This is a genomic window from Bradyrhizobium sp. CCBAU 51765 (assembly GCF_015291725.1).
Taxonomy (GTDB): Bacteria; Pseudomonadota; Alphaproteobacteria; order Rhizobiales; family Xanthobacteraceae; genus Bradyrhizobium; species Bradyrhizobium liaoningense.
This window is the reverse complement of sequence record NZ_CP030038.1, coordinates 6,558,058-6,583,619: the sequence shown is the minus strand read 5'-3', so window position 1 is coordinate 6,583,619 and position 25,562 is coordinate 6,558,058. Positions and strand designations below refer to the sequence as shown.

Annotated in this window: 21 protein-coding genes; 11 read left to right on the top strand and 10 right to left on the bottom strand. The window is 59.1% G+C overall.

Annotated features, from left to right (window positions below; genetic code table 11):
• Positions 1-115 precede the first annotated feature (115 nt).
• Together XH96_RS31065 and XH96_RS31060 are read right to left on the bottom strand one after the other, a co-directional pair.
• Positions 116-760: a bifunctional 2-polyprenyl-6-hydroxyphenol methylase/3-demethylubiquinol 3-O-methyltransferase UbiG gene (locus tag XH96_RS31065; protein ID WP_194389349.1), complete on the bottom strand. Its 645-nt coding sequence runs from the start codon at positions 758-760 to the stop codon at positions 116-118.
• 191 nt (positions 761-951) lie between these two features.
• Positions 952-2,415 (bottom strand): endo-1,3-alpha-glucanase family glycosylhydrolase, encoded by a 1,464-nt coding sequence (locus XH96_RS31060; protein WP_194389348.1) that lies wholly within the window; start codon positions 2,413-2,415, stop codon positions 952-954.
• A 205-nt stretch (positions 2,416-2,620) separates the two neighbouring features.
• Between XH96_RS31060 and XH96_RS31055 the strand changes: the two genes are divergently transcribed.
• Complete coding sequence (locus tag XH96_RS31055; protein WP_194389347.1) at positions 2,621-4,072, top strand: hypothetical protein; 1,452 nt, start codon at positions 2,621-2,623, stop codon at positions 4,070-4,072.
• A gap of 4 nt (positions 4,073-4,076) precedes the next feature.
• Here the strand turns inward: XH96_RS31055 and XH96_RS31050 are convergent, their stop codons facing one another.
• Both XH96_RS31050 and XH96_RS31045 read right to left on the bottom strand, forming a co-directional pair.
• Positions 4,077-5,297, bottom strand: a complete 1,221-nt coding sequence (locus tag XH96_RS31050; protein WP_194389346.1) for a lipopolysaccharide biosynthesis protein — start codon at positions 5,295-5,297, stop codon at positions 4,077-4,079.
• Positions 5,298-5,526: 229 nt separating this feature from the next.
• On the bottom strand, positions 5,527-7,026 hold the full coding sequence (locus XH96_RS31045; protein ID WP_194389345.1) for an undecaprenyl-phosphate glucose phosphotransferase: 1,500 nt from the start codon (positions 7,024-7,026) through the stop codon (positions 5,527-5,529).
• A 191-nt stretch (positions 7,027-7,217) separates the two neighbouring features.
• On the opposite strand from XH96_RS31045, the gene XH96_RS31040 reads away from it, so the two are divergent.
• A complete protein-coding gene (locus XH96_RS31040; protein WP_246789800.1) occupies positions 7,218-8,246 on the top strand; it encodes an ABC transporter substrate-binding protein in 1,029 nt (342 codons plus the stop codon).
• Here the strand turns inward: XH96_RS31040 and XH96_RS31035 are convergent.
• Positions 8,243-8,542, bottom strand: a complete 300-nt coding sequence (locus XH96_RS31035; RefSeq protein WP_194389343.1) for a hypothetical protein — start codon at positions 8,540-8,542, stop codon at positions 8,243-8,245. The genes XH96_RS31040 and XH96_RS31035 overlap by 4 nt on opposite strands.
• A gap of 571 nt (positions 8,543-9,113) precedes the next feature.
• On the opposite strand from XH96_RS31035, the gene XH96_RS31030 reads away from it, so the two are divergent.
• The 6 genes from XH96_RS31030 (at position 9,114) to XH96_RS31005 (ending at position 15,810) form a co-directional block, all read left to right on the top strand.
• Complete coding sequence (locus XH96_RS31030) at positions 9,114-10,418, top strand: WcaI family glycosyltransferase (RefSeq protein ID WP_194389342.1); 1,305 nt, start codon at positions 9,114-9,116, stop codon at positions 10,416-10,418.
• Positions 10,419-10,571: 153 nt separating this feature from the next.
• Positions 10,572-11,642, top strand: coding sequence for a GDP-mannose 4,6-dehydratase (gene gmd, locus XH96_RS31025; protein ID WP_194389341.1), 1,071 nt, complete (start codon positions 10,572-10,574; stop codon positions 11,640-11,642).
• A 40-nt stretch (positions 11,643-11,682) separates the two neighbouring features.
• The gene (locus XH96_RS31020; protein WP_305853302.1) at positions 11,683-12,585 is read left to right on the top strand and encodes a GDP-L-fucose synthase; all 903 of its coding nucleotides are present in this window, start codon (positions 11,683-11,685) and stop codon (positions 12,583-12,585) included.
• 36 nt (positions 12,586-12,621) lie between these two features.
• The gene (locus XH96_RS31015; RefSeq protein ID WP_194389340.1) at positions 12,622-13,227 is read left to right on the top strand and encodes a WcaF family extracellular polysaccharide biosynthesis acetyltransferase; all 606 of its coding nucleotides are present in this window, start codon (positions 12,622-12,624) and stop codon (positions 13,225-13,227) included.
• A gap of 559 nt (positions 13,228-13,786) precedes the next feature.
• Positions 13,787-14,077 (top strand): hypothetical protein, encoded by a 291-nt coding sequence (locus XH96_RS31010; protein WP_246789799.1) that lies wholly within the window; start codon positions 13,787-13,789, stop codon positions 14,075-14,077.
• A 1,466-nt stretch (positions 14,078-15,543) separates the two neighbouring features.
• Entirely contained in the window at positions 15,544-15,810 is a 267-nt protein-coding gene (locus tag XH96_RS31005; protein WP_194389339.1) for a hypothetical protein, read from the top strand.
• Positions 15,811-15,848: 38 nt separating this feature from the next.
• Here XH96_RS31005 and XH96_RS31000 read toward each other — a convergent pair whose 3' ends face one another.
• Entirely contained in the window at positions 15,849-16,586 is a 738-nt protein-coding gene (locus XH96_RS31000; RefSeq protein WP_194389338.1) for a metallophosphoesterase family protein, read from the bottom strand.
• 461 nt (positions 16,587-17,047) lie between these two features.
• The gene (locus XH96_RS39685) at positions 17,048-17,170 is read right to left on the bottom strand and encodes a hypothetical protein (RefSeq protein WP_256439317.1); all 123 of its coding nucleotides are present in this window, start codon (positions 17,168-17,170) and stop codon (positions 17,048-17,050) included.
• A gap of 27 nt (positions 17,171-17,197) precedes the next feature.
• Here XH96_RS39685 and XH96_RS30995 point away from each other — a divergent pair, with 27 nt between their 5' ends.
• The gene (locus XH96_RS30995) at positions 17,198-18,628 is read left to right on the top strand and encodes an undecaprenyl-phosphate glucose phosphotransferase (protein WP_194389337.1); all 1,431 of its coding nucleotides are present in this window, start codon (positions 17,198-17,200) and stop codon (positions 18,626-18,628) included.
• A gap of 42 nt (positions 18,629-18,670) precedes the next feature.
• Here XH96_RS30995 and XH96_RS30990 read toward each other — a convergent pair whose 3' ends face one another.
• From XH96_RS30990 to XH96_RS30980, 3 genes are all read right to left on the bottom strand, one after another.
• The gene (locus XH96_RS30990) at positions 18,671-18,958 is read right to left on the bottom strand and encodes a hypothetical protein (RefSeq protein ID WP_194389336.1); all 288 of its coding nucleotides are present in this window, start codon (positions 18,956-18,958) and stop codon (positions 18,671-18,673) included.
• Between the two features lie 634 nt (positions 18,959-19,592).
• Positions 19,593-21,794, bottom strand: coding sequence for a Wzz/FepE/Etk N-terminal domain-containing protein (locus XH96_RS30985; RefSeq protein WP_194389335.1), 2,202 nt, complete (start codon positions 21,792-21,794; stop codon positions 19,593-19,595).
• A gap of 31 nt (positions 21,795-21,825) precedes the next feature.
• A complete protein-coding gene (locus tag XH96_RS30980; protein ID WP_246789798.1) occupies positions 21,826-22,359 on the bottom strand; it encodes a hypothetical protein in 534 nt (177 codons plus the stop codon).
• Positions 22,360-23,003: 644 nt separating this feature from the next.
• On the opposite strand from XH96_RS30980, the gene XH96_RS30975 reads away from it, so the two are divergent.
• Both XH96_RS30975 and XH96_RS30970 read left to right on the top strand, forming a co-directional pair.
• Positions 23,004-24,215, top strand: a complete 1,212-nt coding sequence (locus XH96_RS30975; RefSeq protein WP_194389334.1) for an acyltransferase — start codon at positions 23,004-23,006, stop codon at positions 24,213-24,215.
• A gap of 7 nt (positions 24,216-24,222) precedes the next feature.
• Complete coding sequence (locus XH96_RS30970; protein WP_194389333.1) at positions 24,223-25,560, top strand: hypothetical protein; 1,338 nt, start codon at positions 24,223-24,225, stop codon at positions 25,558-25,560.
• The last annotated feature ends 2 nt before the right edge of the window (positions 25,561-25,562 follow it).

The following is a 25,562-nucleotide window of genomic DNA, read 5'->3' as shown; positions in this document are numbered from 1 at the left end:
GTTCCTCGCGCCCACTCAAAATAACCGAAAGTGCTGCGGTTTGGTCAAGATCTCGGCTTTAAGGTTTATTTCGATAGTGTATCGCCTCGAGGACGCGAATTCACCGGCGCACCAGCTAGGCGGCTTCCGCCGGACAGTCGAGCTTCTTCCGGATGAAGACCATCAAGACCGTCTTGAAGGCGTGAGGCGTAAGCGACTGAACGAGTTGGAACGCACGGTAGAGGCCGCGGTTGTTGGCGTGGTAGGATGGCTCCGCATCCCAAGCATATACAAAATGGTCGAAACGCGCGGGTGGGAAATACCTCCGTAGCGTAGCCGGCGTATTCAAACGATAGACCGCCGGAAAGATGTCCTCATCCTTGCGCTCGGGTTGTGCCGAGCTGAGTATGGTGCGGCTAATTCCGCTCGGGATCAGGCGGTTGGCCAATGCGATGTAGCCGTACCTGTTTGGGGTTCGCGCGCAGATCCAGCCGCCGGGCTTCAAAAGTCTGTCCATCTCGGCGGTGCTTTGAGCCGGATCCGGAATGTGCTCGAATGTGTAATCCGACAGGATGATGTCGGCGCAATTGGCAGGCAGCGGCGCACGTCCCGTCGGATCCAAGAGCATCGCCTCGTCCAGCGACGGATTGGTGAAGACGGCTTCGTCGACGTCCAGTCCGATGACTTGGGCAACGCGTCCCTTGAAATTGCAGAGATTGCGCCGGTACTCCGAGCTGGCGTCTTCATGGATCGAGCCGCGGCCTGCGCCGAAATCGATCATTCTGGTGCTCGGCGTCACGAGGGCATTCACGCGTTGGTAGAACGCGATCGTACCGTCGATTCTGGAAAATCCGCCGGCAGCCAATTCCGGGAAGAAAGTTGAATGCATGGGACTCACTAACGCTGGTGCGCTCAAGAGAAATGACGGCCAAATATCCAGGCAGTCCTCGCCTGAACCACGACCGGAATATTCTAGACCGGTGGACGGGACGACGATCCGCCGTGATACAGCAAATCCTGATAGGCCGAGGTCTCACGAATTTCGAACGCGCTCGGGAGCTCTATGACGCTGGCGTCTCCGCGGCTGAGGCGAAAACTCACTTTGCCCGGCACCAGCGGAATTCGGAACGACGTGATTCCAGCTTTCGCCTTCAGGCTCTTCGCGCCTTTCGCGGTCACTATCGTGAGCTCGCCCGGCTCCTTCAAGAACGCAAGCAGCTCAATGTCGTTCTGAGGCGGATCGGCAAAGCGGCTGACCAGATTTGTCGCGAACCTAAACGGTTGAGCAGAGCCGGTCCCAGCCGCCTCCGTGGACTCGATTCGGTGAAAATAGTAGAGCACGTCTTCAGTGATCGGCGGCATCGTGCCGTTCTTGAACCAAGCGATATAGAACGCAGCGAGATCATAGAAAGCATATTGAATGCTGGTGGACGGTCGAATTTCGGATCCTTCGGAATAGTCGTTCCAGGTGGCGATGTTGACCGCGTCGGAGCCGATTTCCATCGCCGCGGCCCATGAAGCCCGGAATAATTCACTATTGTGACATTCCGAGAACCAGCGATTGTGCGGCCGGAAGTCCTGGGGCCACACCACGGATGCCCAGACCTTCCCGGCCTGCTTCGCCAACTTTCCTACTTTCTTGAGCAGAGGGATGTCGCTCAGTTTGTCGACCCCCCACATCGATGCGCCATCGATCAAATCCATGAAATCGATCGTTCTGCGCACATCAAGAAATGTAGGATAGAAGAAGACCTTCTCTCCGCTGGCCGTCAGTCGTTGCAACAGTTCCTTCCATCGGCCAACGTCCCATTGCTCGGGAGAAAAGGCCCCGAGGATCAGTCGGCCATCGGATTGACGCGCAACGTGGGAGTTCCGCGCCAGCTTGAGGATTGCGTCGGCGATTGCATCGACCGGCGTCTTCACCAGAATTACGGTATCGATCGATAGTATGACTTCAAATCCCGGCGGGCCCTGTTGGGCGGCCTCGAGCATGTTGCGCAGGTGGATCATGTACGGGGAGCCGTCGTCTATGCCTCCCATGTTGAACAGGAAACCATCCAGCCCGATGTGACGAGCGGCTTTGATCTCATCGAGCATGTCGAGCACAGCCCAGTTTGCCTCTGGGCGTGGAGGTCGAGGCAGGGGCCGTTCGCGAACGAAGCCGCCTTCGGCCCGAAGTTTACCTTGGGTCCCGTCTGGCGACAGATAATCGGCATACTGATCTTTGTCCGCCGGCCAGTTATCGAACGAGGTCGGAAACCAATGCCAATGAGCGTAAACTTTCTTCGCCTTCGCTCCTGAACTCGTCGCGGCCGCCACCGAGGCCGGCATTGAAGATGCTCCCGCGAGGAGGATGCCGGCGGAGAGAAGCCGACGCCGGTCCATACGGGCGTGCAGCTTAAGGTCGTCATTAATCCGGGCCGGGAAAAAGGACATTCAAGTAAGTATTCCGTTGATATCTTCTATATATTACAAGGATATCTCACCTGAGATTTGGCCGCAAGGTGAGCGAGTTCGAAGCGTTAACGCGACCGAGATATGTATTGTACGATCTGCACCGAGGCCGAACTGCGGTGGGATGTGCTCTTTCCAGAGCCGGCGCCGCAACGTGGAGCTTGGCGAACTCTAATGTTCTTAGGTTATGAACCAGATCTCGCGTAGTGCAGCCGCTTCCCAGTTGTATGTGACGCCGAAGAGCGTCTTCGACTATGTCGTGATCGGCTCGGCCGGAGCCTACTTGCTCCTCTCGTTCACCCAGGCCTGGTCCAGCCCGCGTGCTTCGTTGATCGCTGCCATGATACTCGCGGTGAACGGGATCGTTTCCCTATTCGGACTGAAGATCGCTCTGGCCAGATCTTACCTGCTGTTCGTTGTCTTCTTCATCTTCAACCTTCTGTTTCTGGCCGTGGCGCCTCTTCAGCAGATCGGAAACGACTTCGATCCAATTCTGGCTGATGTAAGTCTCGTTGTGCCGGCCAGCGTCCTTTGCGCATTCATGACGATCGTGGGCCTCTGCTTCGTCGTCTATCGTCCCTTTCGAGCTCCCGAACCCCGCCATAACCGGTTTCTGGACAGAAGCCTCGCCGCCGAGCCAAACCCGAACTACACCCTTCTGGCAGCTGCCTCGATGGTCGTATCGCTCGGATTGGTTGGTTATCTTGGCTCGTCATTGCTTCAGGTGAACCGCGAGGCCTTCGGTTCGGTGGTTGGCGAAAGCAAGATGATCAACATTCTGGTCACGGCATTCTTCCGGCCATTTACCCTGGTTGCTCCTGTTATCGGCGCCAGTGTCGCCTTGGCTCGCCGGAACACGGGCTGGGTGACGTGCTTTGCCGTTCTGCTTCTGGCGGGTCTCTTCATCAACAACCCGCTCATTTCCGCACGTTTTCGCTCCTCGACATTGATCGTATTTTGCGTGCTTGCGGTATTTGGTCCAAGAAGCGTTCGTTTGTTTCTTGTCACCTATTTCGCCGGGTTGCTGGCGTCGCCCATATTCGGATCCATTTTCCGGTACGCAAACGTCTCTCTCGATCAGCGGCCGTTCTCCCAGTTCTTCGTCCATCCTGATTTCTCAGGCCTCGACCTGTTCTGCTACGCCATCATGTGGGTCGAAATGAAGGGCTTGGAATGGGGATCGAACATCATGGGGGCACTGCTGTTCTTCGTTCCGCGCGACCTTTGGGCGGGGAAGGGAAGAACAGTCGGCGAGATCATGCATGACTACATCTTCATCCTGAAAGGCTTCGGCACCGATAACGTTTCGGCTCCGCCGCCGATCGAGGGCTATTTCAGCTTCGGGATTGTTGGAGCGATGCTGATGTCCGTCGCGATCGTCTATGTTCTCGATCGGGTAGAACGTCGCGGCCTCGCTGCCCAACGGCTGTCGCCGCTGTACTTCATTCTCTGTCTTTCGCCGATGCTTTGCATGATCTTGCTTCGCGGCCCGTTTCAAGTGGGGTGGTCGGAATGGGCAATCCATAGCTCTACCGTCGTGGCTTCGGCGGTCATGCTCCTTCTCACCAAACGGACCGTCCATATTCCTGCAGCTCCCTCAGTTCGCCGCAGCTCAATGCCGGAGACGTCGCAGAATTGAGCGGCTAACCGGGCTGCGTTCGGATACGGCCCGAGGTTCCCTTGACTGCCACCCAAAGCGCCGCGGCGCCATTGGCAATCGCCAGCGACACGAACGCACCGGTAACGCCAAGAGCCAGGCAACTGGGAATCGCGATGACGGCGGTGATCGCCGCGGAGATCAAGCTGCCGGCCTGCATCAGGCCGAGCCGGTGATTGGCCCTCAGCCACATGCTCACGGTCGCGAGTGCGAGGGCGAAGCTCGTCGAAATCAATGCAACGGGGATTGATCCTCCCAGCGCGACATACTTGGCTCCGAAGATGAGAGAGGCCGCGTCGCTGCCGAACCAAATTGCCATGACGGCCAACGGAAGCGGAGCAAAGACGATCAGAGCCAGGATGAGCAGGTGAGGCGTTTCAATCTGACTGATCCTCGCGACTGCAATGCGCGGGGTGATGAATCCTGAGAGCCCGCCAAGCAACTGCGCGAATGGAGCTATCACGGCGAACATCAGCCGATAGCTTGCAACGGCTTCGGGCGAGTTCAGAAACACGAACACGAACGGATAGATATTTGTCGTCGCCAGGCCGAGGAGGTTGTTGATCAGGAACGAATATCCCGCCCGGAAATGGGACCTCAGGGACATGTTCTGGTTGTCGTTGAGCTTGCGTGGGATGTTTCGCCAAGCTGAGACAAGGAAGACCAGATTGCCGAGGATGAAGGGTACGGTATATGCAAAGTGCGATTCCAGATTGACGTGGGACAGCATCCAGGCTGACACGATCAGGACCGTTGCGTAAGCCGCTGCTGCGACGGCGGATGCTTGCACGTGTCCCTGAATGTGCATAATTCGCCGAACGAACTGGACCGGACCGGCAAAGCTGAAGAACAGGCAGGCGAGAGCTACAACGGTGAGCGTTTGCATCTCGTGAGTGCTGCTGTTCAAGACGAGTGCGCATCCTGCGGCCAGTGCCAGGCAGCAAAAGGATACATTGATCGTCCACAGGCGCCGCAACAATGATCGTTGACTGTCCTGTGCGCTGATTCCGGTCGCGATGATGGGATCGCAGATGACCGCGTGATGAGCGCCGATGAGAATGAGGTAGCAGGTATATCCAAGGCTCAGCTCGGCGAATTCGGCCAGCGGCAGCCGGCGCGCGACCACCGCCAGGTAGAAGAAATTGGAGAAGCTGAAGATGACCTGCTCGCTGCCCAGAACGAAATATTTGATGAGGTAGGTTTTCATCTTCCTGAAATTGGATTGCTGCTGGCGGGCGCTAGGGCCTTAGCGTTGGTGCCCTCTTGCGCAACGTTATAGGATGATGCGCAGCCCCGATGCGAGCTTGTTTGAGGACAGAGTTAATTGCCTGATTCTCATTCTGGGCGAACGAATCCACGATCAGGCGCGTGCCCATATGATTGGCGGCATCGCTGAATGAATGGAATGCCTCTACCGGATGGGGCGGGGCAAGACATCAGTAGGCCACGGGATCGCGAGTCACTTGTACCACGGTGCGCAAAATGATCTTCGCGTCGAGCCAGATGCTCCAGTTGTTGATGTACCACAAGTCCAGGTCGACCCTGGATTTCATCATGTTGATGGTCAGCGTTTCGCCGCGGTAACCGTTGACCTGGGCCCAGCCCGTGATGCCTGGTTTGACGTGTTGGCGAAACGCGTAGTTGCTGATGACCTGCTTATACTCCGAGTTGTGCGCAGCTGCGTGGGGGCGGGGGCCGACCAGCGACATGTCGCCGAGCAGGACATTGAGGAGCTGCGGCAGTTCATCGATCGAGGTCTTACGTAGCCATCTGCCGACCGGGGTTACGCGAGGATCGTTCCTGCGCGCCTGCAGAATGATCGGTCCATCTTCCAGCACGCGCATCGTCCGAAACTTGTAGATCTTGAAGGCGCGACCGTTGAAGCCGTTCCGGGTCTGCCGAAACAGCACCGGGCCGGTCGATGTGCATTTGATTAGGATCGCGGTCATCAGCATGACCGGTGCGAACACCAGCAGGCCGAGGCTGGCACCGATCAGGTCGAACGCGCGTTTGAGAGCCTGTTCTTGTCGCGAAATTGGTGCACGCCGTATCTCTGCAATCATGCTGCTTCCGGCGGTCGTGACCGGGTAGCGCAAGAACCTCGAGACATCCGGATCGGAGACGAGATTTACTGGTATCGGAAGGATTCTCAGCGCGTCCGCGATCATGTCGATCGCGTGCCAATGATCCCACTTGAGCAGCAGGAACACCTGTTCGATCTGGTTCTCCCGCGCGTAGGCGATGAAGTCGTCGAGGCGCGGTCCGATCGACGGGATCAGCGTCGACGAAGTCAGGCACTCCGGGCGGAGCTCCATGATCCGCGTGATCCGGTAGCCATGCTGTGTGAGCTCTGCCATTGCCTCCGATGACAGCAACCCGCGCTCGGCGATCGCCACAGCACGGCGCCTAGCGAAGGCACCACCGTTCCGCAACGCCGTCGTGACAAATCGCGCAATGGCTGCCTTCGCCAGCAGAAGCAGGACTGGAGTGACCAGGTAGAACGAGATTATCGTGCCGCGCGAGACTTGATTGCTGGCCTTCATGGCGAAGGTGATAACGATCAGCGCGCTGAACAAGGCTGTCCACGTTGCCAGTGTCTTTTTGAATAGCCGCGGCAGGTCAGTAAAGTTTTTGAGAGCGTAGCCGTGCTGAACCTTGATCAGAAGTATAAAGTTGAGCGCAACGAGGAAGCTGAGTGCGGTGTAGACATCGAGTTGATCGTGCTCAGGCCGTGCATAGATCTGGTATCCGGCGGCGCAGCCGACGCCGCTTGCGACGATGATGATAGCGTCGGCCACAAGAGCAAGCAGCTCGACAATGTTGGGTCGCCACCATCGTACGACTAAACTTGCACGTGCCGGATTCGCCTCATCGAGAACGTGAATCTCTACCGGACTGTCCGCGGCGCAGGTCGGGCGAGCCGATGCAATTGTCATAATATCAACTCAGAAAAAGGAAGATCCGGTTGGGTGCTATCAGGAAAGGCCGTAGCCGAAACAAGACGAATGAAAAAATAACCTTACTTCTTGTACTCTTATTATCCTAATTCTGCCATTTGGAACACAAAATTCGAAGGTCGGAAGGGGATACGTTCATGCGTCACCGACGACGGCGATCGGGATCAACGGTGACGCGCCGGGTGGCGATCGGTCTCGCGGCGCTGTCCGCAACCGGCCTTGTTGTCTTCGCCTTGATTCCCGACGTTACGCCCGTCCACACCCCCGCCGATTCCGCGTTTCACGCTAGCTTCTTCCTGGATGGGCCCTACTCCGCTCGCTTCGCCGGGGAGATGATTGCTGCCAAGGAGGGCTATTTCAAGCGAGGCGTCGCAATGAGAGCCCTTCCAGACGATCCCAATTTCGTCGAAACGGTTGCGAGGGAAAATGCAATCGGGGTGACGACGGGCCAGAAGTTCTTGCTTGCGGTTTGGCGAGGGGCTCCTGTCACGGCCTTTGCAGCCAGCTTCCTTGACACCTCGGTGGCGATTTTCGCGCTGGAGCGGTCGGGCTTGCATCGGCCGGATGACCTCATCGGCAAGCGCATCGGTTGCCGCGAGGGGAGTGAGGCAGAAGTCGTCTTCGACGCCATGATGGCCAGGCTTCGATTGCCACGTAGCCAGATCGTCAAGGTTTCCGACCGGGCCGACTTCCAGGCACTGAGATCTGGGGATGTGGACGCGATCGTTGTCCCGATCGATCAGCAGCCTAGCCAGACAAGCGCGAACTACGTCCCATTGAACGTCATGAAACCCCAGGACTACGCAATCCACGTGCCTGGGCAGGTTTATTTCGCCAGCAACGATCTGATTCGAGAGCGGCCGTCCGCAATTGCCGATCTGTTGCACGGCTTGGTTCGGGGGTGGCAATTTGCCTATGCCGACTACAGCCGGGCGATTCCGATCATTGTCGATTTTGACCGGTCCGGCCTCGATCCCGAGCGCGTCAAGTTCGAAATGGAGCAGCAGCGGTCGCTGGTGCTACCTGTCGGCGCCCGAATAGGCGAATACGACGAAAGTCGGTGGCGAACCCTGCGCGATATCCTGGTCTTCGCGGGTCTTGGCAGGGAGAACGCCCCGCTGTTTCAGGCTGTCAGCACACAATTCATCAAGGGCGAGTACCGGCGAGCGCCGGAAAAGGAGGGTGCCGGCGCCTTCTAGCGGCCCCGATTCGACATTCCGGGCTGGTGGATGAGTACGCTATGGTCCGTTGCCTTTTTCCGATCCCGTTGATAAACAATCTGCTCGATATCCGGCTGAATTTTGAAATATTCTGATTTGGCGCATTTCGTCGCCGGTTGGCGAGCGCAGGGGAAGGTGATGGCAAAGCAGACTATCCGGCGTTTGGGGTTGTTGGTATCGGCAATGGTCTTGTTGGCCGGGCCGCAGGCAATCGCTGCGATGCAGTTGCCGGCACCCGTCGTCCCGACGCCGGCCGAACACGTATTTCCGGTCACCTTCTGGGCTCAACCATATCCATACCGCTATGTACCGCGGCGGCGTTGCCCTCAAGTCCGCGTGGAAACTCCCTACGGTTGGTATTGGGATCGGGTCTGTATAGCGGAGACCAGCCCGATCCTTCGCCGGCCTTACTAGACGGGACGTTTCTCGGAGGGCTTGCGTTGCTTGTCGCGCTTGACGGCTCCTGACGGTACGCGTTCATCATTAAAATGATCCTTTCTTTACTCCGTTAATGAGAGCTGCCACCAACCTCGCAAGCGAAAGTGCGGGGAACGACAGACTGGTACCTTGCGCAAGCGCACGTACTGGCCCGGAGGTTCACGGACTGCGGGGCTGAGTTCGGTCAGGATCCAAGATCGGCAGAAGCGTGTCGATGCGGAGCGAAGTTTTTCTTTCCGACGATTGGCGGGCCTTACCGAACGTAGTCCCCTCGATTTTGCACCGGAGTTCAAGCGGCGATTAGCCGCCGCGGCAGCGATCGTTTCAGCGGAGGCTGCAAAGCCAAACGGTGATCCTTGGCTGTCTTGGGCTCTTTGGATACGAGTTATCGTTTAGGATTTGGATTGAATGCGTATTCTTTTGGTCGGCATCAATTACGCTCCCGATCTGATCGGCGTGGCCAAATACAATACGGAGCTTTGCGAAAGCCTTGTTGCCGAGGGCCACGAGGTGAGGGTCGTTACGGCGCCTCCCTACTATCCGGCCTGGAGCATCCCAGCCGGTTTGAGTGGCTCCTATTTCAGGCGCTCGATGATGGGGGGCGTGGGCGTCATGCGAGCGCCGATCTACGTTCCCAAGCAGCCGACTGGTGCAAAGCGTCTGATTCACCACTTGTCCTTTGCGCTGACAAGCTTGGTGCCGGCGCTGATCGATGCATATTCCTGGCGGCCCGACATTATAATTTCCGTCGCGCCGTCGTTGATGTCGGCCCGGTTTGCTTCCTTTGTTGCTCGTCGCACCGGCGCTAAGTCGTGGCTTCATGTGCAAGACTTCGAAATTGATGCCGCATACGGTCTAGGACTGCTCCGGAATGCTTCCCTACGGAAGGTGATGCTCAAGGCGGAGGCGGCGGTCCTCAGATCGTTTGATCGCGTTTCCAGCATCTGTCCGCAAATGGTGGAGCGTTTGTGGGACAAGGACGTCGATCCGCAAAGAACGACCGAGATCCGAAACTGGATCGACACGGATGTGATATTTCCCCGTCCGAAGCAGACCAAATATCGCGCATCCCTGAATATCGACGAAGATGACGCCGTTGCTCTCTACTCCGGGACCATGTCGGCCAAGCAGGGACTCGACCTCCTCGTCGAAGCCGCCGCTCTTCTTCGGCGTAATCCGCGACTGCATTTCATTCTGGCCGGTGAAGGGCCGCACAAGGCAAGATTGGTGGACATGGCCTCTGAGAATCCGAGAATTCATTTCCTGGGACTCCAGTCGAACGAAAGTTTCAACGAATTGTTGGCGACGGCTGACCTTCACGTAGTCCCGCAGAGGGCGGAGGCGGCCGACCTTGTATTGCCGTCTAAGTTGGGGGCGATGTTTGCGTCCGCCCGCCCCGTCGTCGCGATGGCAGAACGGGGCACGGGACTTGCTGCCGAAGTGCAGGGTGCCGGTTTGCTCGTTCCGCCGGGAGACGTTCGATCGCTTGCAGATGCCATTCTTCAGTTAAGCGAAGATCCTTCTCTTAGCGAGAGGCTTGGCGCAGAGGGACGAAAACGTTCCATCGAACGTTGGGACCGCCGTACCATCGTGCGTCGCTGGATCGAGAGCATGAGTTCGATTTGCGGTCTGCCGGGTAGATCTGAACACGGGACGGGTGTGGTTTCCGAGAAGGCGACGACGTCGATCAATGACGCTCTTCGTCTGTCCTGACGTGACACGTCAGAATGTCTCCGGCGTTAATGATCAGTCCCTGCTACGATTGACCTGCATGGAAGGTCGCTTCTACATGACAACGGTGGTTGAGCGGTTCCATCGTTATCGTATTTGTTTCCAATCCCGGCGGTCAACGGCAGGTTTTCGCATATGAGTGGGCGGGTTGCGCTAATTACGGGCGTCACTGGACAAGACGGTGCGTATCTCGCCGAGCACCTTATATCGCTCGGTTATGTCGTTCATGGCATCAAGCGACGTTCGTCTTCCTTCAATACTGCCCGTGTCGATCATTTATATCGCGATCCGCACATTGGTGATGTGCCGTTCCTGATGCACTACGGCGACATGACGGATTCTACCAATCTGATCAGGCTCGTGCAGCAGATCAAGCCGACGGAGATCTACAATCTCGCGGCGCAGAGCCATGTCGGCGTCAGTTTCGAGAGTCCCGAATACACCGCTAACGCCGACGCAATCGGGGTACTGCGGCTTCTGGAGGCGATCCGCATCCTGGGCATGGAGAAGGAGACGCGGTTCTATCAGGCATCCACGTCCGAGCTATATGGGCTGGTGCAGGAGATCCCGCAGAGGGAGACAACGCCGTTCTATCCGCGCTCGCCCTATGGTGTCGCGAAGCTCTACGGATACTGGATCACGGTCAACTACCGCGAGGCTTACGGGATGTTTGCCAGCAACGGCATCCTGTTCAACCACGAGAGTCCCATCCGCGGTGAAACGTTCGTGACCCGCAAGATCACGCGCGCCGTGGCCCGCATCGAGGTCGGGATCGAGGATACGCTTTACCTGGGCAATCTCGAGGCGAAACGAGATTGGGGGCATGCCAAGGACTATGTCGAAGGGATGCACTTGATCATGCAGGCGGACAAGCCGGACGATTTCGTGCTTGCCACTGGCGAGACCCGCTCGGTGCGCGAGATGGTCGAACTCTCCTTCAGGGAGGTAGGACGCGAGATCGAATGGCGCGGCAAGGGCGTTGATGAGACTGGCATCGACAGAAGCACCGGCAAGACGGTGGTTCGAATCGACCCGACCTATTTCCGCCCGACCGAGGTGGACATTCTGGTTGGCGATGCGAGCAAAGCGAACAGGATGCTGGGTTGGAAGCCGAAGCGGACGTTCGGCCAGCTCGTGCACGAGATGGTGGCAAGCGATCTGAAGGATGCAAGGCGGGAGCTATCGAGTGCCAACCACAAAGTTTGATCTGAATGGCAAGAGCGTCTACGTCGCCGGGCATCGGGGGATGGTCGGCGCTGCGCTCGTGCGCAGGCTCGCGCAGGAAAACGTGCGGTTGCTCACCGCAAAGCGAACCGAAATCGACCTGATCAACCAAGCTCAGGTGTCCGATTGGTTCGCAAGGATGCGGCCGCAGGTCGTGTTCGTCGCAGCGGCCAAGGTGGGAGGAATTTCCGCGAACGACAAGCTTCGCGCCGAGTTCATCTACGAGAACATCGCAATCGCGGCTAACGTCATCCACGCTGCGCATACAAGCGGTGCCGAGAAGCTGATGTTTCTCGGTTCATCCTGCATCTATCCAAAATTTGCGCCTCAGCCGCTGCGCGAAGACTCGATCTTGACTGGTCTGCTTGAGTCGACCAACGAGCCCTATGCGATCGCCAAGATCGCCGGCATCAAGATGGCAGAGGCTTATCGGCGCCAATATGGCTCTGACTTTATTAGCGTGATGCCGAGCAATCTCTATGGCCCCGGGGACAACTATCACCCGGAATATAGCCATGTCGCAGCGGCCCTGATCCGACGCTTTCACGAAGCCAAGGTCGCCGGAAGCAAGAGCGTCGCGGTCTGGGGAAGCGGTTCGCCGCGTCGCGAGTTTCTCTTCGTGGACGACATGGCGGACGCCTGTATTCACCTGCTGAAGAACTATTCCGACGAGAGGCCGATCAACATCGGGACCGGCAGCGACATCACCATCGCTGAGCTCGCCCGTATGATCGCCGGTATCGTCGACTATCGGGGGGATATCGTCTTTGACCCGACACGCCCTGACGGAACGCCGCGCAAGCTGCTTGATGTCAGTCGTCTCTCAGCACTCGGGTGGCAGGCCAAGACTCCGTTGGAGGCCGGGATGCGGCGCGCCTATGAGGCCTACCTGACGACCCAGGCATCCGCCATAGACGATCGGTGAAGCGTAGCCCTCCCTCTGTCGGCCAAACTTACCAGAATGCGCGAGTTTCAGAAGCTGGATCAGTTTCGTGTACCGCCGGGGTTTCGCGGACGGGGAGCGGTCGTCGTGCTGCTTTGGCAGGTCGTTCAATCGACACTCTTTGCACTTTCGCCTCAGCCCTTTTTTGCATGGCGGCGCTTTCTGTTGCGCCTGTTCGGAGCAAAGATCGGCCGCAAGGTGCTGCTGCGCCCGACGGTGCGCGTGACCTACCCTTGGAAGACTGAGATAGGGGACTATTCCTGGATTGGTGATCACGTCGAGCTGTACAGCCTGGATTGCATTTCAATCGGTTCTCATTCCGTCATTTCGCAGCGATCCTATCTCTGCACGGGATCGCATGACATGGCCGACCTCGCGTTCAGCTACATCACTGCCCCGATCACGGTCGGCGATCAAGTTTGGATCGCCAGCGACGTATTTGTTGCGCCGGGCGTGAAGGTGGGCAGAGGCGCCGTCGTCGGCGCGCGGAGCACCGTACGCGAGGACGTTCCTCCCGAGGTCGTGGCCATTGGCGAGCCCGCGCGGGTCGTGCGCGATCGCCTCGCGTCCGATGGGGACCAGTCCTGCAATGCAATCTCGGAGCCATCCGATCCGCGCCACTGATTGGCTCAAGCCACAGGCCTTGGATTCCTGATCCTGCGTCGTCTTCCGGTGGACACGTGCAGATCATGATGCAGATCCAGCACAACCTGGCTGACCAAGGGCCGTTAATGTGCCAACCATGGAGCGATTGCCTGGTGTGGCGATGCGATCAATAAGCTCGGGCGTCTAGGCCGACTTCATCGCAGAGATCCATATGAGCAGTAGCGGCTCGTCGCGGCCTTCAGCGCTTCGGTCGTGGCGAATCGACGACCGGACGGATGCCGCGCTGCGCCTTCAATTCCAGGCGCTCACGGACCGGCTCCAGACCTTAGTTGTATTCAACTAGGAATTCAATTTTAAGATACAAATATGTAGGCGGCTCCTGGGACCTGTTCTCAAGTCGAGAAATTTGCAGCAATCTTGTTGCCCTCGTGGTCCGGATCCGGCGCCCCCGTTCCAGATCAAAAGTTGCGTCGCAGCCGTCCTCGTTTGACCTCAATCGAGAAATAAGGATATCTAGACCTAGAAATGCAACCTGTGGTGATGTCTGAGCGACGATCCATGCGCCCGAGGCGAGTGAATGCCTATTGATCGCTACGCCGAATACACGGAAAATCGAAATGGGCTAGAGGCAGAGCCGAGGGAACGGCTGATGCCAAGAACTCTGCAGGAACAGCTGGACCAGGTTGAGCGCGACATCAAACTCTTCACCGAGTTTGATAGGGCAGAGAAAGCTCGGTTGAATTGCGAGTCTTACCTGTGGACTGCCGAGGACCGCATAGAGTGGCAGGAGACGCAATCCGACAATGCTCGACGACTACGAGAACTTCTCGACGAGCGTGAAGCTTTGCTCCGCCAACTGAATTTGTAAAACCGACGGTTGTAGATGCTGCAATCCGCAAGGGAGAAATGGCAGCCCTCCCTGGTCCGGCTTCAAGAATGTCCCCGATTCGATCTTACCCGCACTCGTCTTTTGATTGCTTTGCCGTGAGCGATGTCCTTGGAAGGCACGCGGCACCACGCAATCGGAATTGATTGATCAATCCGGCAGCGGACCGCTGCTGACGGATGGCGATCGTCAATGCGGATGGTGCGAGTTCGAGCGCATCTGGTCGCGCAGGCGTATGATCTTGAGCAGGTCGATGACGGCAGCCGGATACAGCTAGCCATTTCAGTCGGGATGTAGGTGATATCTATGAGCCAGAGCCGACTCCGGGGCGGTGAAGTCGCGCGCCATGACGTATTGCGCATGACCCCACCTCAAGTACAATCCGTCGGTCGATGCCTTGGGGTTGCAAGCCAGCCTGCTGGCACTTGCGAGGCATGTGGGCGATACTGGCCCCGAGCCAAAATGACGAGAAGCAGCATTAGAGAACGCGCTAGCTCAAATCCGGCGACCCGCTCCCCGGTCAATCCAGCGCCTTTGGTGTTAGTGCAAAGTCGCTCAAGTCAATTCGCTTCGGGATCCTACCGGACGTACCAATATCCCCACCAGCGCTGGGACACCGGGCGCGCCTGCGCCTTCATGGCTGCGACTTCCTCGACCGGGCGAAGCTGGGGGCCGTAAATTGCGGGCGGGTAGACGTCATCCCATAGCACAACTCCGCCTTGAACGTGGGCTACCCGCTGTTGCGCCGGAGCAAGGGCGAGCTCGGCGGCTGGAGCCACGGATACCGTCAAGCCGAGGCCGAGGGCAGCCAGGGCAATGGATGGAATAAGGGCGCGGACCTGCATTGGATTAAATCCCTCGTGAGTGAGATGTGAAATAATGCGACGGGTTCCAGATGGTTGCAAGGGCATGGGCTCGCCGGTTGTCCTAAATTTCATTGCGCGAGGAAGAGGCGTCTGCTCTGCGGCAACAGGATACGAAGGCCAAGAGCAATCTCTCTATATAGAGATATAGAGGGTGACCCGTTTAGAAAGATCTCGAACGTTGCGGCCGAGATGAGATGCACGGGAGGCCCCACAGGGCTGCCACAAGCGCTGCATGCTCACGAGAGGTCACGCCTGAACAATCTTTCGGCGCCAGGAATCGCCGAGAACCATGATGTCGACACACTGCTTGGCCTTGATAAATCCTGCACTATCCGGGACGACTCCTATGGCTTCTGCACTTGTCTCCGCTTCCATTTTCGGCACCGGCGTCATCTTGGGATACGTACTGCGCGCCTGGCACGTTCAGCGAGGACCTGCGAACTCATCCCGCGGTACTTCGCGTCGAGCGGCCCAGCCGAATCCCACCTCGACATTCGGCCATGCCCGGCGAGCCTTTTAGGTAAGGTCCGATCGGCTCGCAGGCATCTGGGGTCTCACTGAAAGAATGGGCATGAGGTATGAGTGAACAAGGACGCGCCTCGGCGCTACATCGTCGATGGCGCCGGACAACGTGTGCCTGTTGGGTTGACGATCTCGGAGACGATCGAATTCGAAACCCTGGACAATCCTGATGCCCGCTTGAGCGCCGGTTTGGCTGGCGAGGAAAGTTGCGTTCGCGAGGGCGAGAACGAGCGTTGGCTCGAGCTCTACGTCAGACATGAGCGGGCCTGGAACGATTGGATGGCCGAAACCCGGGCCCGGGTAGATAAGCGCCGCTTGCTCAACTAGGCGAAGCGTCTCGCCATGGCGGGCACGTCGCGTCCGTATCACACCGCGAGCATGCGGCTTCCCTGGATGCTCATCAGCGTGAGGTTGCCGGTCGCATAGGCGCCGGTGTCGATGTTGACGCGGTTGGTCAGGAATTCCGCGCTGCGCACCGGCGTGTGGCCATGGACGATATACTTGCCGAACTGCTCCTCGCTCCGGAGGAACTCCTCGCGAATCCAGAGCAGATCGCGTTCCGTCTGCTCGGCCAACGGGACGCCCGGGCGAACGCCGGCATGGACGAAAAAGAAGTCTCCGCAACTGAAGCTCAACCGCAGATTGTCCAGGAATTCCAGATGCTCGGTCGGCATCGCGCGAATCAAGTCGCGCAGGATCGATGCCGGCTCGTCGCGCTTGAGGTCCGGCGGGGCAAGTCCGTAGGACATCAATGTCTGGGTGCCGCCGAAGGCAATCCAGTCCTCGAATAGCGAAGGGTCTTCGAACACCCTCACCAGAAAGGCCTCGTGGTTGCCCTTGAGGAAAACCGCATTTCCCCTGCGGCTCCGCTCGACCAGGATGTCGAGGGTGGAGCGCGTATCCGGGCCGCGATCGATGTAATCGCCCATGAAGACTTCGACGGCATAGCGCGGCCGGCTGCGCGCGACGTCGGCGTCGATCACCCGCAGCATGGGCTGGAGCAGATGCGCGCAGCCGTGGATATCCGAGATCGCATAGATCCGAACTCCGTCCGGCAATTGCGGCTTGGGAGTGGGCGGGCGTGGTCGCACGAGGGATATCATGGCGCTGAATCGATCGGGTGGTCGAAAAAATGTCCCCAAGTCGTCGGCACCGGAGAGCTTCCATCCAACACGAACAACGTGCGTTCGGTGGGGCCGCGTCTTGTTCTCCGACCTGATCACGCCAAAAGAAGGGCGCGGCATTTTTTGCCGGCCTTGTTTCGGGCTTCAGGAACAGGAGCGGTTCGCAGAATTGCATCGCTGCCCCGAAGCGTGCGGCAAGTCTGCATGACTTAGCACGAAGTCTTGCATGCATCCACAGATTGAAGCCCGAGGAAATTCTCGTGTCGACCCGGCTTTGCTTTCGGCGGGAGCAATGCACCGCCTCAAAGTTGAGCGAAGCAGCGTTGATGCAACGACCGCTTCGCATTCGATGCGGAACTTGATTCAAAATAGGGCAGTCCGTCCGCTCATATGTCAGCACTGTGACGACATTTTCGGCGCGTCGAATTTCGCTGCGCATGTCAACACGACGCGTCATCCGTGCGCCGCAAAAGTTTTGCGTGCAGCGCCACAATGTCGCTGCGATCAATCAACACTTTCACTGCGGGGAAGTGACGAGTCTTCAGCATCACGATGAGCGTCATGCACTCTCTCGATAGGCAGAGGTTCGAATGGCTGTTGCAACTTATGGTTCTGAGAATGCGCATGCGCTGTCGTCTGCGCGCGGCAGCGCTCTTCAGAGGCCTTTTCAGATCGTCGTCATCGGTGCTGACTTTCTGTTGATCCTGCTGAGCTATGCGGCGGGTGCTTCGTTGTATGGTATGGCCGTCACTTCGCCTCCCGACGGCGCGTCGGTGGGAGCCGGATTGTTTGTCGGCGTGGTGTTCGTCGGGATTGCCTATTTCCGCGACGTCTATTCCACGCACCGCCTGCTCAATCTCGTGTGGCAGCTTCGAATGGCGGTGTTTATCTGGCTGACGTCGCTCACGATCCTTGCCGTTGCGGCTTTCCTGCTGAAATCGACCGACAACCTATCGCGTGGCACCGTCATCGTGTTCGCCTTGATCGGCGGACTTGGCTTGATCAGCCTCCGCTTCGGCTGGCAGGCCGTGTTCGGCACGAGCTTTGCGCGAAGCCGGCTGGTCGACCGCAAGGTGATCCTGCTCAGCCTGAAGCCGCTCGACTTCACCTCGAACCGCTTCAAGGATCTGCGGAGGAATGGCTTCGACGTCACGCGCCATTTCGTGCTCGGAGCCGACCGGGATGATGGGCACTGGGAGCGTCAGATCCGCGACGTCATCCGCCAGTCGCGTTCGGCTGATGTCGATGAATACCTGCTTGCGATCGACTGGAACGAATTGCCGATGCTGCGCAAGCTCGGGCCATATTTGCGCGCCGTCCCGCAGCCCATTCGCCTGCTGCCGGACGACTCGGTCGCTGACCTGGTGACCCGTCCCTTTCTGCCGGTCAGCGGAACCGTCGCGGTCGAGATCCAGCGGCCCCCGCTCACGATCCTCGAGCGGCTGCAGAAGCGCTGTCTCGACATCGGCGTCGCTCTGTTCGCGCTTGTGATGCTGACGCCGCTGTTGCTGACCGTTGCCGTGCTGATCAAGCTGGATTCCCCCGGAACCGTCATATTCCGGCAGTCGCGCCGCGGCTTTAACGGCAGGCCGTTCGAGATCTGGAAGTTTCGAACCATGACCGTCAGTGAGAACGGTGAGACAGTGACGCAGGCGACCAAGAGGGATGCTCGGGTCACCAAGATCGGGCGCTTCCTGCGCATGACGAGCATCGACGAGCTGCCGCAGCTCTGGAACGTGCTGCGTGGGAACATGTCACTGGTTGGCCCGCGCCCGCACGCGCTCGCCCATGACAATTACTACGACGAGCTCATCAGCAAGTACGTCTACCGCCATCACATGAAGCCGGGCCTGACGGGCTGGGCCCAGGTGAACGGATTCAGGGGAGAAACGCCGACGATCGATCTGATGGAGAAGCGGGTCGAGTACGACGTCTGGTACGTCAGCAACTGGAGCATCTGGCTCGACCTGAAGATCATGGCCCGCACTGCATCCGCAGTGATGTTCCAGGAAGCCTATTAGGCGGTCGATTTCTGAATTGCTGGAACCTCCGGCCCGAGGGCCTCAGGCTCCGCTGCGCGGTGGCCTGCCGAAGAGCCGCATGATTGCATCGCGCAGGGCGAGCAGCGGCGGCACGAGCACGAAGAAGGCCCCCATTGCAACGGAGACGATGACGTGGCGGATCGAGAAGGGTTCGTCATGCTCGATCTCACGCCGGCTTGGGTCGATGGGCGCCGGTGAGAGCGTCGTCGTCGCGGGTGGCCGCAGCGACTTGCGCGGGGGAACTACGACCAACACGAATAGAATGTTGAGCAAAACCCAAATCGTCAGAATCGTAAATACGATCAGCATCCGAGCCACCGGAAAAGGAACTGCGAATATGAGGCCAGACTAGCCTCAGGGCACCGAGAAAGAAAGATGCCTAAAGTTTCAGCATTTTGAGGCATCAAGGCCAGGATTGTCCCGTCTCTCTTCGACGGAGGTCTCGCCAATGGCGGCATTGCCTGAGCCACCATCTTGTCGTCAATCCTTGCTTTTGGCTAGAGCAATAACCGCAAGTTGTGGATTCCGGACGAATACGGAGGCCCGGGTGTGCCCGGCACAATCTCCGATCACCCGACGGGCTCGAACTGCCTCGTGCGCGAAGACGCACTCGATGGCCCTTTCGCGCGGCAATTCCGCTAAGCACGACAAGGCCCGCTGCCACGGCAGCGGGCCCGGGGTCGTCCTGTTCGGCTGAAGGGATTGATCGCTGCGACGACGGTGGTGGGCCCTCGCTTCCGCTTGCGCGAGAGGGTTGGGGAGAGGGTACTTCCGCAATGGGACAATCCCCAAGAGGAGAAAGCCCTCACCCGGCGCTTCGGCATAGCCTCGGCGTCTTTTGAGATGACGGCCGCCGGAGGCGGCCTACGCCTCTCCCGCAAGCGGGAAAGTGACCGACCCGCGGCAATCTATTCAACCCAAAGCCAGCCGCCGCGCCTGCGCGTCAGGCATGCTCGACGTAATAGCTGTTGTGGTGCTTGCCCTTGTAGGCCTCGATGCGCTTGAGCATCTTCGGGTTGGCGCGGTTGAGCACGGCGCCGAGCAGCTTCTTCTGGAGGACTTCCGAGCCGGAAACCGACTCCTGAAGGGCGCTTCGTGTCGTCTGCCCCCATTCGATGACGTAGACCATGGCATCGATCAGGAAGCTCACGGCCTTCGAATCCGCCACCGGCATCACCGGGGCGAGATCGATCACGATGTACTCATAGTGGTCTCTCAGCACCTTGAGCAGTTCGGCCATCGCCTTCGATCCGATGACGTCCGCCGAATTCACCATGCGGGAAGCTACGACGGAGGGGAGGAAATCCAGTCCCGTTTCCTTGCTCCGCTGCACGTGGTAGCCGAGGCTCGCGGGATCGTTCAGCGCCTCCACCAGTCCGCTCTTGGCATTGGGCGCGAGCTCTCGCGTCAGCGAACGCGTGTGCAGATCGCCGTCGATCAGAACCGTGCGGTGCCCTGTCAGAGCGACCAACTGCGCGAAATTCGCGGCGACAGTCGTTTTTCCTTCCTTGGGAAGGGAAGAGACGATGCCGATCACCTTGATCTCGCGGGTCAGGCGGGCAACGTCGATCGAAACCTTGATGTTGCGCAGCGTCTCGGCAAACCGCGAGAATGGATGATCGACGACGTAGCGGGACAGATCGGATGGGCCGGCCTTCGTGGACGACCGAATATCGGGCAGGACGCCGAGACATTTCACGCCGAGCTCGTCCTCGACCTCGCCGGGGGTCCGCAGCACGTCGCTCAGCAGTTCCCGCGCAAAAGCGACGCCGAAGCCGAGACAGAGACCGCCCACCAGGCCTCCCACCAGCGCCAGAACCGTGCGCGGCGAGCTCTTGCGATCCGGCTTGGCGGCGGTGCTGATGAGACGCGCCTCGCTGAGCGGAAAGCTCTGGTTCTGAGTCGCGCTTTGCAGTTTCTCGAGGAAGTTGTTGTAGAGATTGCGATAGGTGTCGGCGGCGCTTTCGAGATCGCGCAGCTTGACTTCGGCCTGGCCGGTGTGACCCGCCTGGGCAACGAGCTCCTTCACGTTCTTCTCGAGCGAGGCCTCGCGGCTCTTTGCGATCTCGTAGTCGCTGCGATAAGCGTCGCCGATCCGACGCAGCTCATCGGCGATGTTCTTGCGCAGTTCCTCCATCTTGTTGGCCAGATTGACCGCTGCAAGGTGAGTCTTGCCGTAGCGCTTGGACCAGTCGGCATACTGGGCCTGGAGGTCGAGATATTGGGCGCGGAGGCGGGTAATCACCGCGTTGTTGAGAGCGTCCGTCACCGTCGGCTGGGCGAGATCCTGATCGGAGATCGCGTCGATCCGGTCGAGCCGGGCCTTGGCCTCGGCGGTCGCAGCCCGCGCTTGAACCAGCTGCGTATTCAGATCCGACAATTGCTGCTCGGACATCAGGCCGCGGCTGGTACCGACGATGTTGTGCTCGGCCTTGAAGGTCTGCACGGCGCGGTCGCTGGCCGTCGCCTGCTCGCTCAGCTCGAGGCTGCGCTGCTGAAGCCACTCGGTTGCCCGCTTGGTGGACTGATATTTGGCTTCGAGGGCGCCGACAAGGTAGGCATTGGCGATGGCATTGGCGATCTTGGCGGCCTTGTCGGGGCTCCGCGAGCGATAGTTCAGCGACAGGACATATGTGGCGAGGACGCGCTCCGTTCGCAGGTTCTTCTGAACCTGCCCGACCACGGCATGTTCGATTCGTTCCTGGGACGCGGGCTCGCGGGAGCTGAATATCGACGTGGCCTTGCCGATGATGAGGGAGAGGAGGCCTGGACTCGAACCATTGAACTCCGGATCCTCCGTCAGCTTCAGGCGACGGACAACGGACAGAATCAGGTCGTCCGAGTTGATGATTTCGACCTGGCTGTCGACATAGCCGGTATCGATCAGAGCGCTGCTGGCGTTGCTGTCCTTGTCCAGCACCTGCGCCTGACGCGTATCCATCATGATGCGGGCATTCGCCGTATACATCGGTTGCGCCGTGGCCAGGTACACGATCACCAGGGCCAGCGAAACTCCGACGCACACCGCGATGATCGGCCACTGGCGGCGCAGCACATCGGTCACGCGCTCGAAGCTGAGGACCGCTCCGCCGAACTCGATGCCGAAGCGGTGGCCCGACTGAAAGTGCTCTCTAGGCTGATACATCTGTGAATTCGCTGCCTTTGACGATCGCTGATCAATTCGGAATGGGGACGGGTTTGAACGGGTCGGCCAGCTTGGTCCTCCATTCGCCGTCGAGCAGGGCTCCGCCTCGGCGCGGCTGCGCAAGCCCCTTGCCTTGCGATTGGGCCAGCGGGGCGCCGGAGTTGTCCTCTCCCGCCGCGGAATAGCCTGCTTGCACGTTGAGATCTCCGATCCGCTGTGCAAAATCCTTGATCTTGCGCGCCGCGTCAGGCTTCGTCGACGTGCACCGGCCTTCCGCTATCCGCAGCGCGGCGCCGATGGCTGACCGATCGGCTGAAGCCGATGCTGAGATGAGCGTTTGCACGGACGGCAACACCGATGGATCCGTCACGAGATAGGCAGAGAGCCGATATCGCAACTTCTCCTTGTCATTGCGCAGCCGCTCCAGCAGCGAGGAGGGCGACTTGACGAAGGTGTCGAGTTCGAGCTGCGAGGCGCGGTCCGAGAATTCGACGCACTGCGCATGGCAAGCATCGACGCTGATGAGAATCAGGGCAGAGGCGATCGGGAGCCATCCCAGCTTCATGTGACGACGTGTTGCTCCGCAGCCCATCCGTGTCCCTTCGTCCCTGTTGCAGTAGGAGAACACACGAAACTTGCCAGTCAACTGTGTCAATTTTTGTGCGGCGCAAAAGCTCGATACAACGATCGTCCACAACGAATGCGTTAGCTGCTTCCGATCGGTTGCAAAAGCGGGAGATGCAATGCCTGCGAGATCGGCATGCTTGCGCCCAGGAATGTTGCAACGTGAAAACAAATGAGGCGTTCGTCCGTCAAGGCGCCGCAAACACGCGTCGCAAAACCGACACAAGCGCCATGCGCGGACATTGTTCCCTTCCTGCCGAAAAATATCGGCGCGACATATGCGACATCTGCACGCGAAGAGATCCGGGATCAATGTCGCTGCGCCCTACCGCAACAGCGCCGAATTTCGCGCACACTTTCCACGCAAATGCTCGCAATCATCACGGCTCATGAAATTTGCGCCCGAAGCATGCGCGCCTCGAACAAAAAGTGGCGTGAAGTTGGCGCTCGCATGTCGGAATGATCTGCGAGCATTGAAAGTATCGTCGATCAGCATGCATCGAGCGCGAGTCCGCGATCGCGAAGATTGAACATGCGCGAGACCTGATACACACTGCTGCGGTGCAATAGCTATGGAATGTTGATGTGACGGAGTCGGTTCATCGTGAGAAGACGCATGTCCTGCCGCTCGACAGCATTCGGGGGATCGCCGCGACTTCGGTGGTGATTCACCACCTGCTGCTGATGCCGACTTTCCTCGCGGCATTCCCGCACAATGCGTGGATCAACTGCTCGTTCTTCAGGAGCGCTTGGCTGTTGGTCGATTTGTTCTTTGTTCTCAGCGGGATCGTTATGTCGCTCAGCTATGTCGAGAGCGACTTCGGGCGCTTCTCGCTGCGCGAATTCATGGTGCGGCGCCTGGCGAGGGTCTATCCGCTGCACATCGTCATGCTGTTGGCAAATCTGTTGTTTCGCCTCCTGCGCATCAGCCTGGTCATGGCCGGCGTCGTGGTGGCCGCGCCGGCGGCCTTCGAGGTGAACAACGCCTATTCCTTCATTCTCAACGTCCTGCTGCTGCACTCCATGGGGTTCATCGACTATCTCAGCTGGAACGCGCCGAGTTGGAGCATCAGCGTCGAGTTCTACACCTATCTGGTGTTCGGTCTGATCGTGCTGCTGGCCCAGCGCATGCGTTCCTTGTTGTGGTTCTACGTCCTGTGCGGGGCGCTTGCCGTCGGCAGCCTGGTCTTCATCATCTTCGTGCTCGACAAGAGGAGCCTCGGGCTTCAGACCGATTTCGGGATCCTGCGCTGCTTCGTGAGCTTCTTCCTGGGCGTGCTGACGGTCAGGATCGTCGATCGCCTGCCGGCGAAGCCGGGTCCTGCCGTGCAGGGCATGCTGCAATTCGTCGCCATGATCGCCAGCATCGTCCTGGTGTCCCTGGCGGAGACCAATCCTGCGGCAACTTTCCTCGCGCCGGTGACGTTCGCGATCTTCCTTGGCAGTCTGCTGGCCTTTCCGGATGCGCTGCTGGTGCCGCGGATGCTGGTGGCCAAGCCGCTGGTCTGGCTCGGTCGCCGTTCCTACTCCATCTATATGGTGCACGCGCTCGTGGTGCTGCTGGCCGAGTATTTCGTGCGGGCCGTGGGAGCTGGGCGGATCGCTGCGCTGGATTCGGTCTGGGCGGGTCTGCCGGCCACGCTGAACCTGGTCGTCTCGCTGGCCGCGGTGCTCGTGGTTTCGCACTTCACTTATCGCTACGTCGAGATTCCCGGCGGCAGGTGGATGCGGAACGCTCTCGGGAGCCGGACCGATTTCTCCGCCTCTCCGGCGCCATCGGCGCGGCCGACGAACTGAGCCGGACATGACCATCCTCGCGCTGAACCGGCCGAAAATCACGCTGATCAGCCTCAACATCGAGGCGATCGCGCTCGGCGCCTATCTGGTCCGCGACGCCTTCGGCGGCGTGATGCGCTACTATACCAGTATCTATCACATGGATGCGCTGTGGTATGTGCCCGACGGCGTTGCGCTCCTGTGCCTCGCCCAGTTCTTCGTCCATTGTGTCCTGCGCAGTCGCAGCACGCTGGCTCTGCTGGTGCTCGTGCAGATCATGCTGTCGCTCGTGCTGGGCTACTTCATGATGGGGACGATGAACGCAGCGATCTCGTCGTTCAAGATGATGCTGCCAGTCTTCGTCGGATTCTGCTTCTGCGATTCGAGCCTCGGCTCATACCGAAAGCTGCTGTCGGTCATCGCCGTGACTTTCTACCTGTCCGTGATCGGCGTTTTCCTGACGAAGTTCTATCTGATGCCTTGGGTGGGCTACAAATACGAGGCCTTCGGCGCCGTACGCGAGGCCGGGCGGTTGTGGTGGGCCTATGGCGGCGACGACCAGCGCCTCATGGGCTTTGCAGCCGACAATACCATGGCGGCCTTCTTCATCCTGGTATCGTTCGCGATCACCTCCATTCGCATGAGCACGACGTGGTGCCTCCTGTTCGGCTCCATCGCGATCTATGCCATCAAGCTGACCACGAGCAAGACGACCATGATCGTGCTCGTGCTCTATTTGCTCTTGCTGGTGTTCGTGCGGATGCTGCCGGAAAGATCGCGCTTCCCCGCGATCCGGGCCATTGCGCAATGGTCTTTCGTCGCGATCTTCGTGCCGTTCTTCATGATCGTGCTGGCGTCCGGCACCGCCGCCGTGCCGCACTCGACCTTGTTCAGCATTCTCGATCGCATCAACAACAGCTGGCAGTTACCCTTCGTCTATATGAGCCAGCTCATGCCGATAGGCCTCGTGACGGGCTGCGGCGCGGGCTGCTTCAACTATCCGCAGAAGCTGTTCTCGCCGCTTGCGCATTACTGGGTGCCGGTCGACAATTTCTACATCGGGACCTACCTGATGTTCGGTCTTCCCTTCGTCGCGTTCATGGTGATGGTGTTCCGGGCAACGTTCGGTGCGACCGACGTGTACAAGCTGACGCTGCTGTTCGTCGTCAATCTGTTCACGATCACGGTGCTCAACTACGGCCCGGCATCCGGCCTGCTGATCATCGCATTGAGCTTCAGCGAAGTTTTCTCGCGGCGTGCGACCTCCGCACGGGGCGTCGACGCCGTGCCGATCGTCATGCGGCAGCCGATGCCGCCGCTGGAAGGCTTCCGCCCGGATCTACCGGCGGCGAGCGGGAGCAGGTGAGA

Bases quoted from the DNA above. Each gene is read 5' to 3' on its own strand.
- XH96_RS31065 (WP_194389349.1), bottom strand. From the start codon at position 760: ATGATCGATTTCGGCGCAGGCCGCGGCTCGATCCATGAAGACGCCAGC.
- XH96_RS31060 (WP_194389348.1), bottom strand. From the start codon at position 2,415: ATGTCCTTTTTCCCGGCCCGGATTAATGACGACCTTAAGCTGCACGCC.
- XH96_RS31055 (WP_194389347.1), top strand. From the start codon at position 2,621: ATGAACCAGATCTCGCGTAGTGCAGCCGCTTCCCAGTTGTATGTGACG.
- XH96_RS31050 (WP_194389346.1), bottom strand. From the start codon at position 5,297: ATGAAAACCTACCTCATCAAATATTTCGTTCTGGGCAGCGAGCAGGTC.
- XH96_RS31045 (WP_194389345.1), bottom strand. From the start codon at position 7,026: ATGACAATTGCATCGGCTCGCCCGACCTGCGCCGCGGACAGTCCGGTA.
- XH96_RS31030 (WP_194389342.1), top strand. From the start codon at position 9,114: ATGCGTATTCTTTTGGTCGGCATCAATTACGCTCCCGATCTGATCGGC.
- gmd (WP_194389341.1), top strand. From the start codon at position 10,572: ATGAGTGGGCGGGTTGCGCTAATTACGGGCGTCACTGGACAAGACGGT.
- XH96_RS31020 (WP_305853302.1), top strand. From the start codon at position 11,683: ATGGTCGGCGCTGCGCTCGTGCGCAGGCTCGCGCAGGAAAACGTGCGG.
- XH96_RS31015 (WP_194389340.1), top strand. From the start codon at position 12,622: ATGCGCGAGTTTCAGAAGCTGGATCAGTTTCGTGTACCGCCGGGGTTT.
- XH96_RS31010 (WP_246789799.1), top strand. From the start codon at position 13,787: ATGCCTATTGATCGCTACGCCGAATACACGGAAAATCGAAATGGGCTA.
- XH96_RS31000 (WP_194389338.1), bottom strand. From the start codon at position 16,586: ATGATATCCCTCGTGCGACCACGCCCGCCCACTCCCAAGCCGCAATTG.
- XH96_RS39685 (WP_256439317.1), bottom strand. From the start codon at position 17,170: ATGACGCTCATCGTGATGCTGAAGACTCGTCACTTCCCCGCAGTGAAA.
- XH96_RS30995 (WP_194389337.1), top strand. From the start codon at position 17,198: ATGGCTGTTGCAACTTATGGTTCTGAGAATGCGCATGCGCTGTCGTCT.
- XH96_RS30990 (WP_194389336.1), bottom strand. From the start codon at position 18,958: ATGCTGATCGTATTTACGATTCTGACGATTTGGGTTTTGCTCAACATT.
- XH96_RS30985 (WP_194389335.1), bottom strand. From the start codon at position 21,794: ATGTATCAGCCTAGAGAGCACTTTCAGTCGGGCCACCGCTTCGGCATC.
- XH96_RS30980 (WP_246789798.1), bottom strand. From the start codon at position 22,359: ATGAAGCTGGGATGGCTCCCGATCGCCTCTGCCCTGATTCTCATCAGC.
- XH96_RS30970 (WP_194389333.1), top strand. From the start codon at position 24,223: ATGACCATCCTCGCGCTGAACCGGCCGAAAATCACGCTGATCAGCCTC.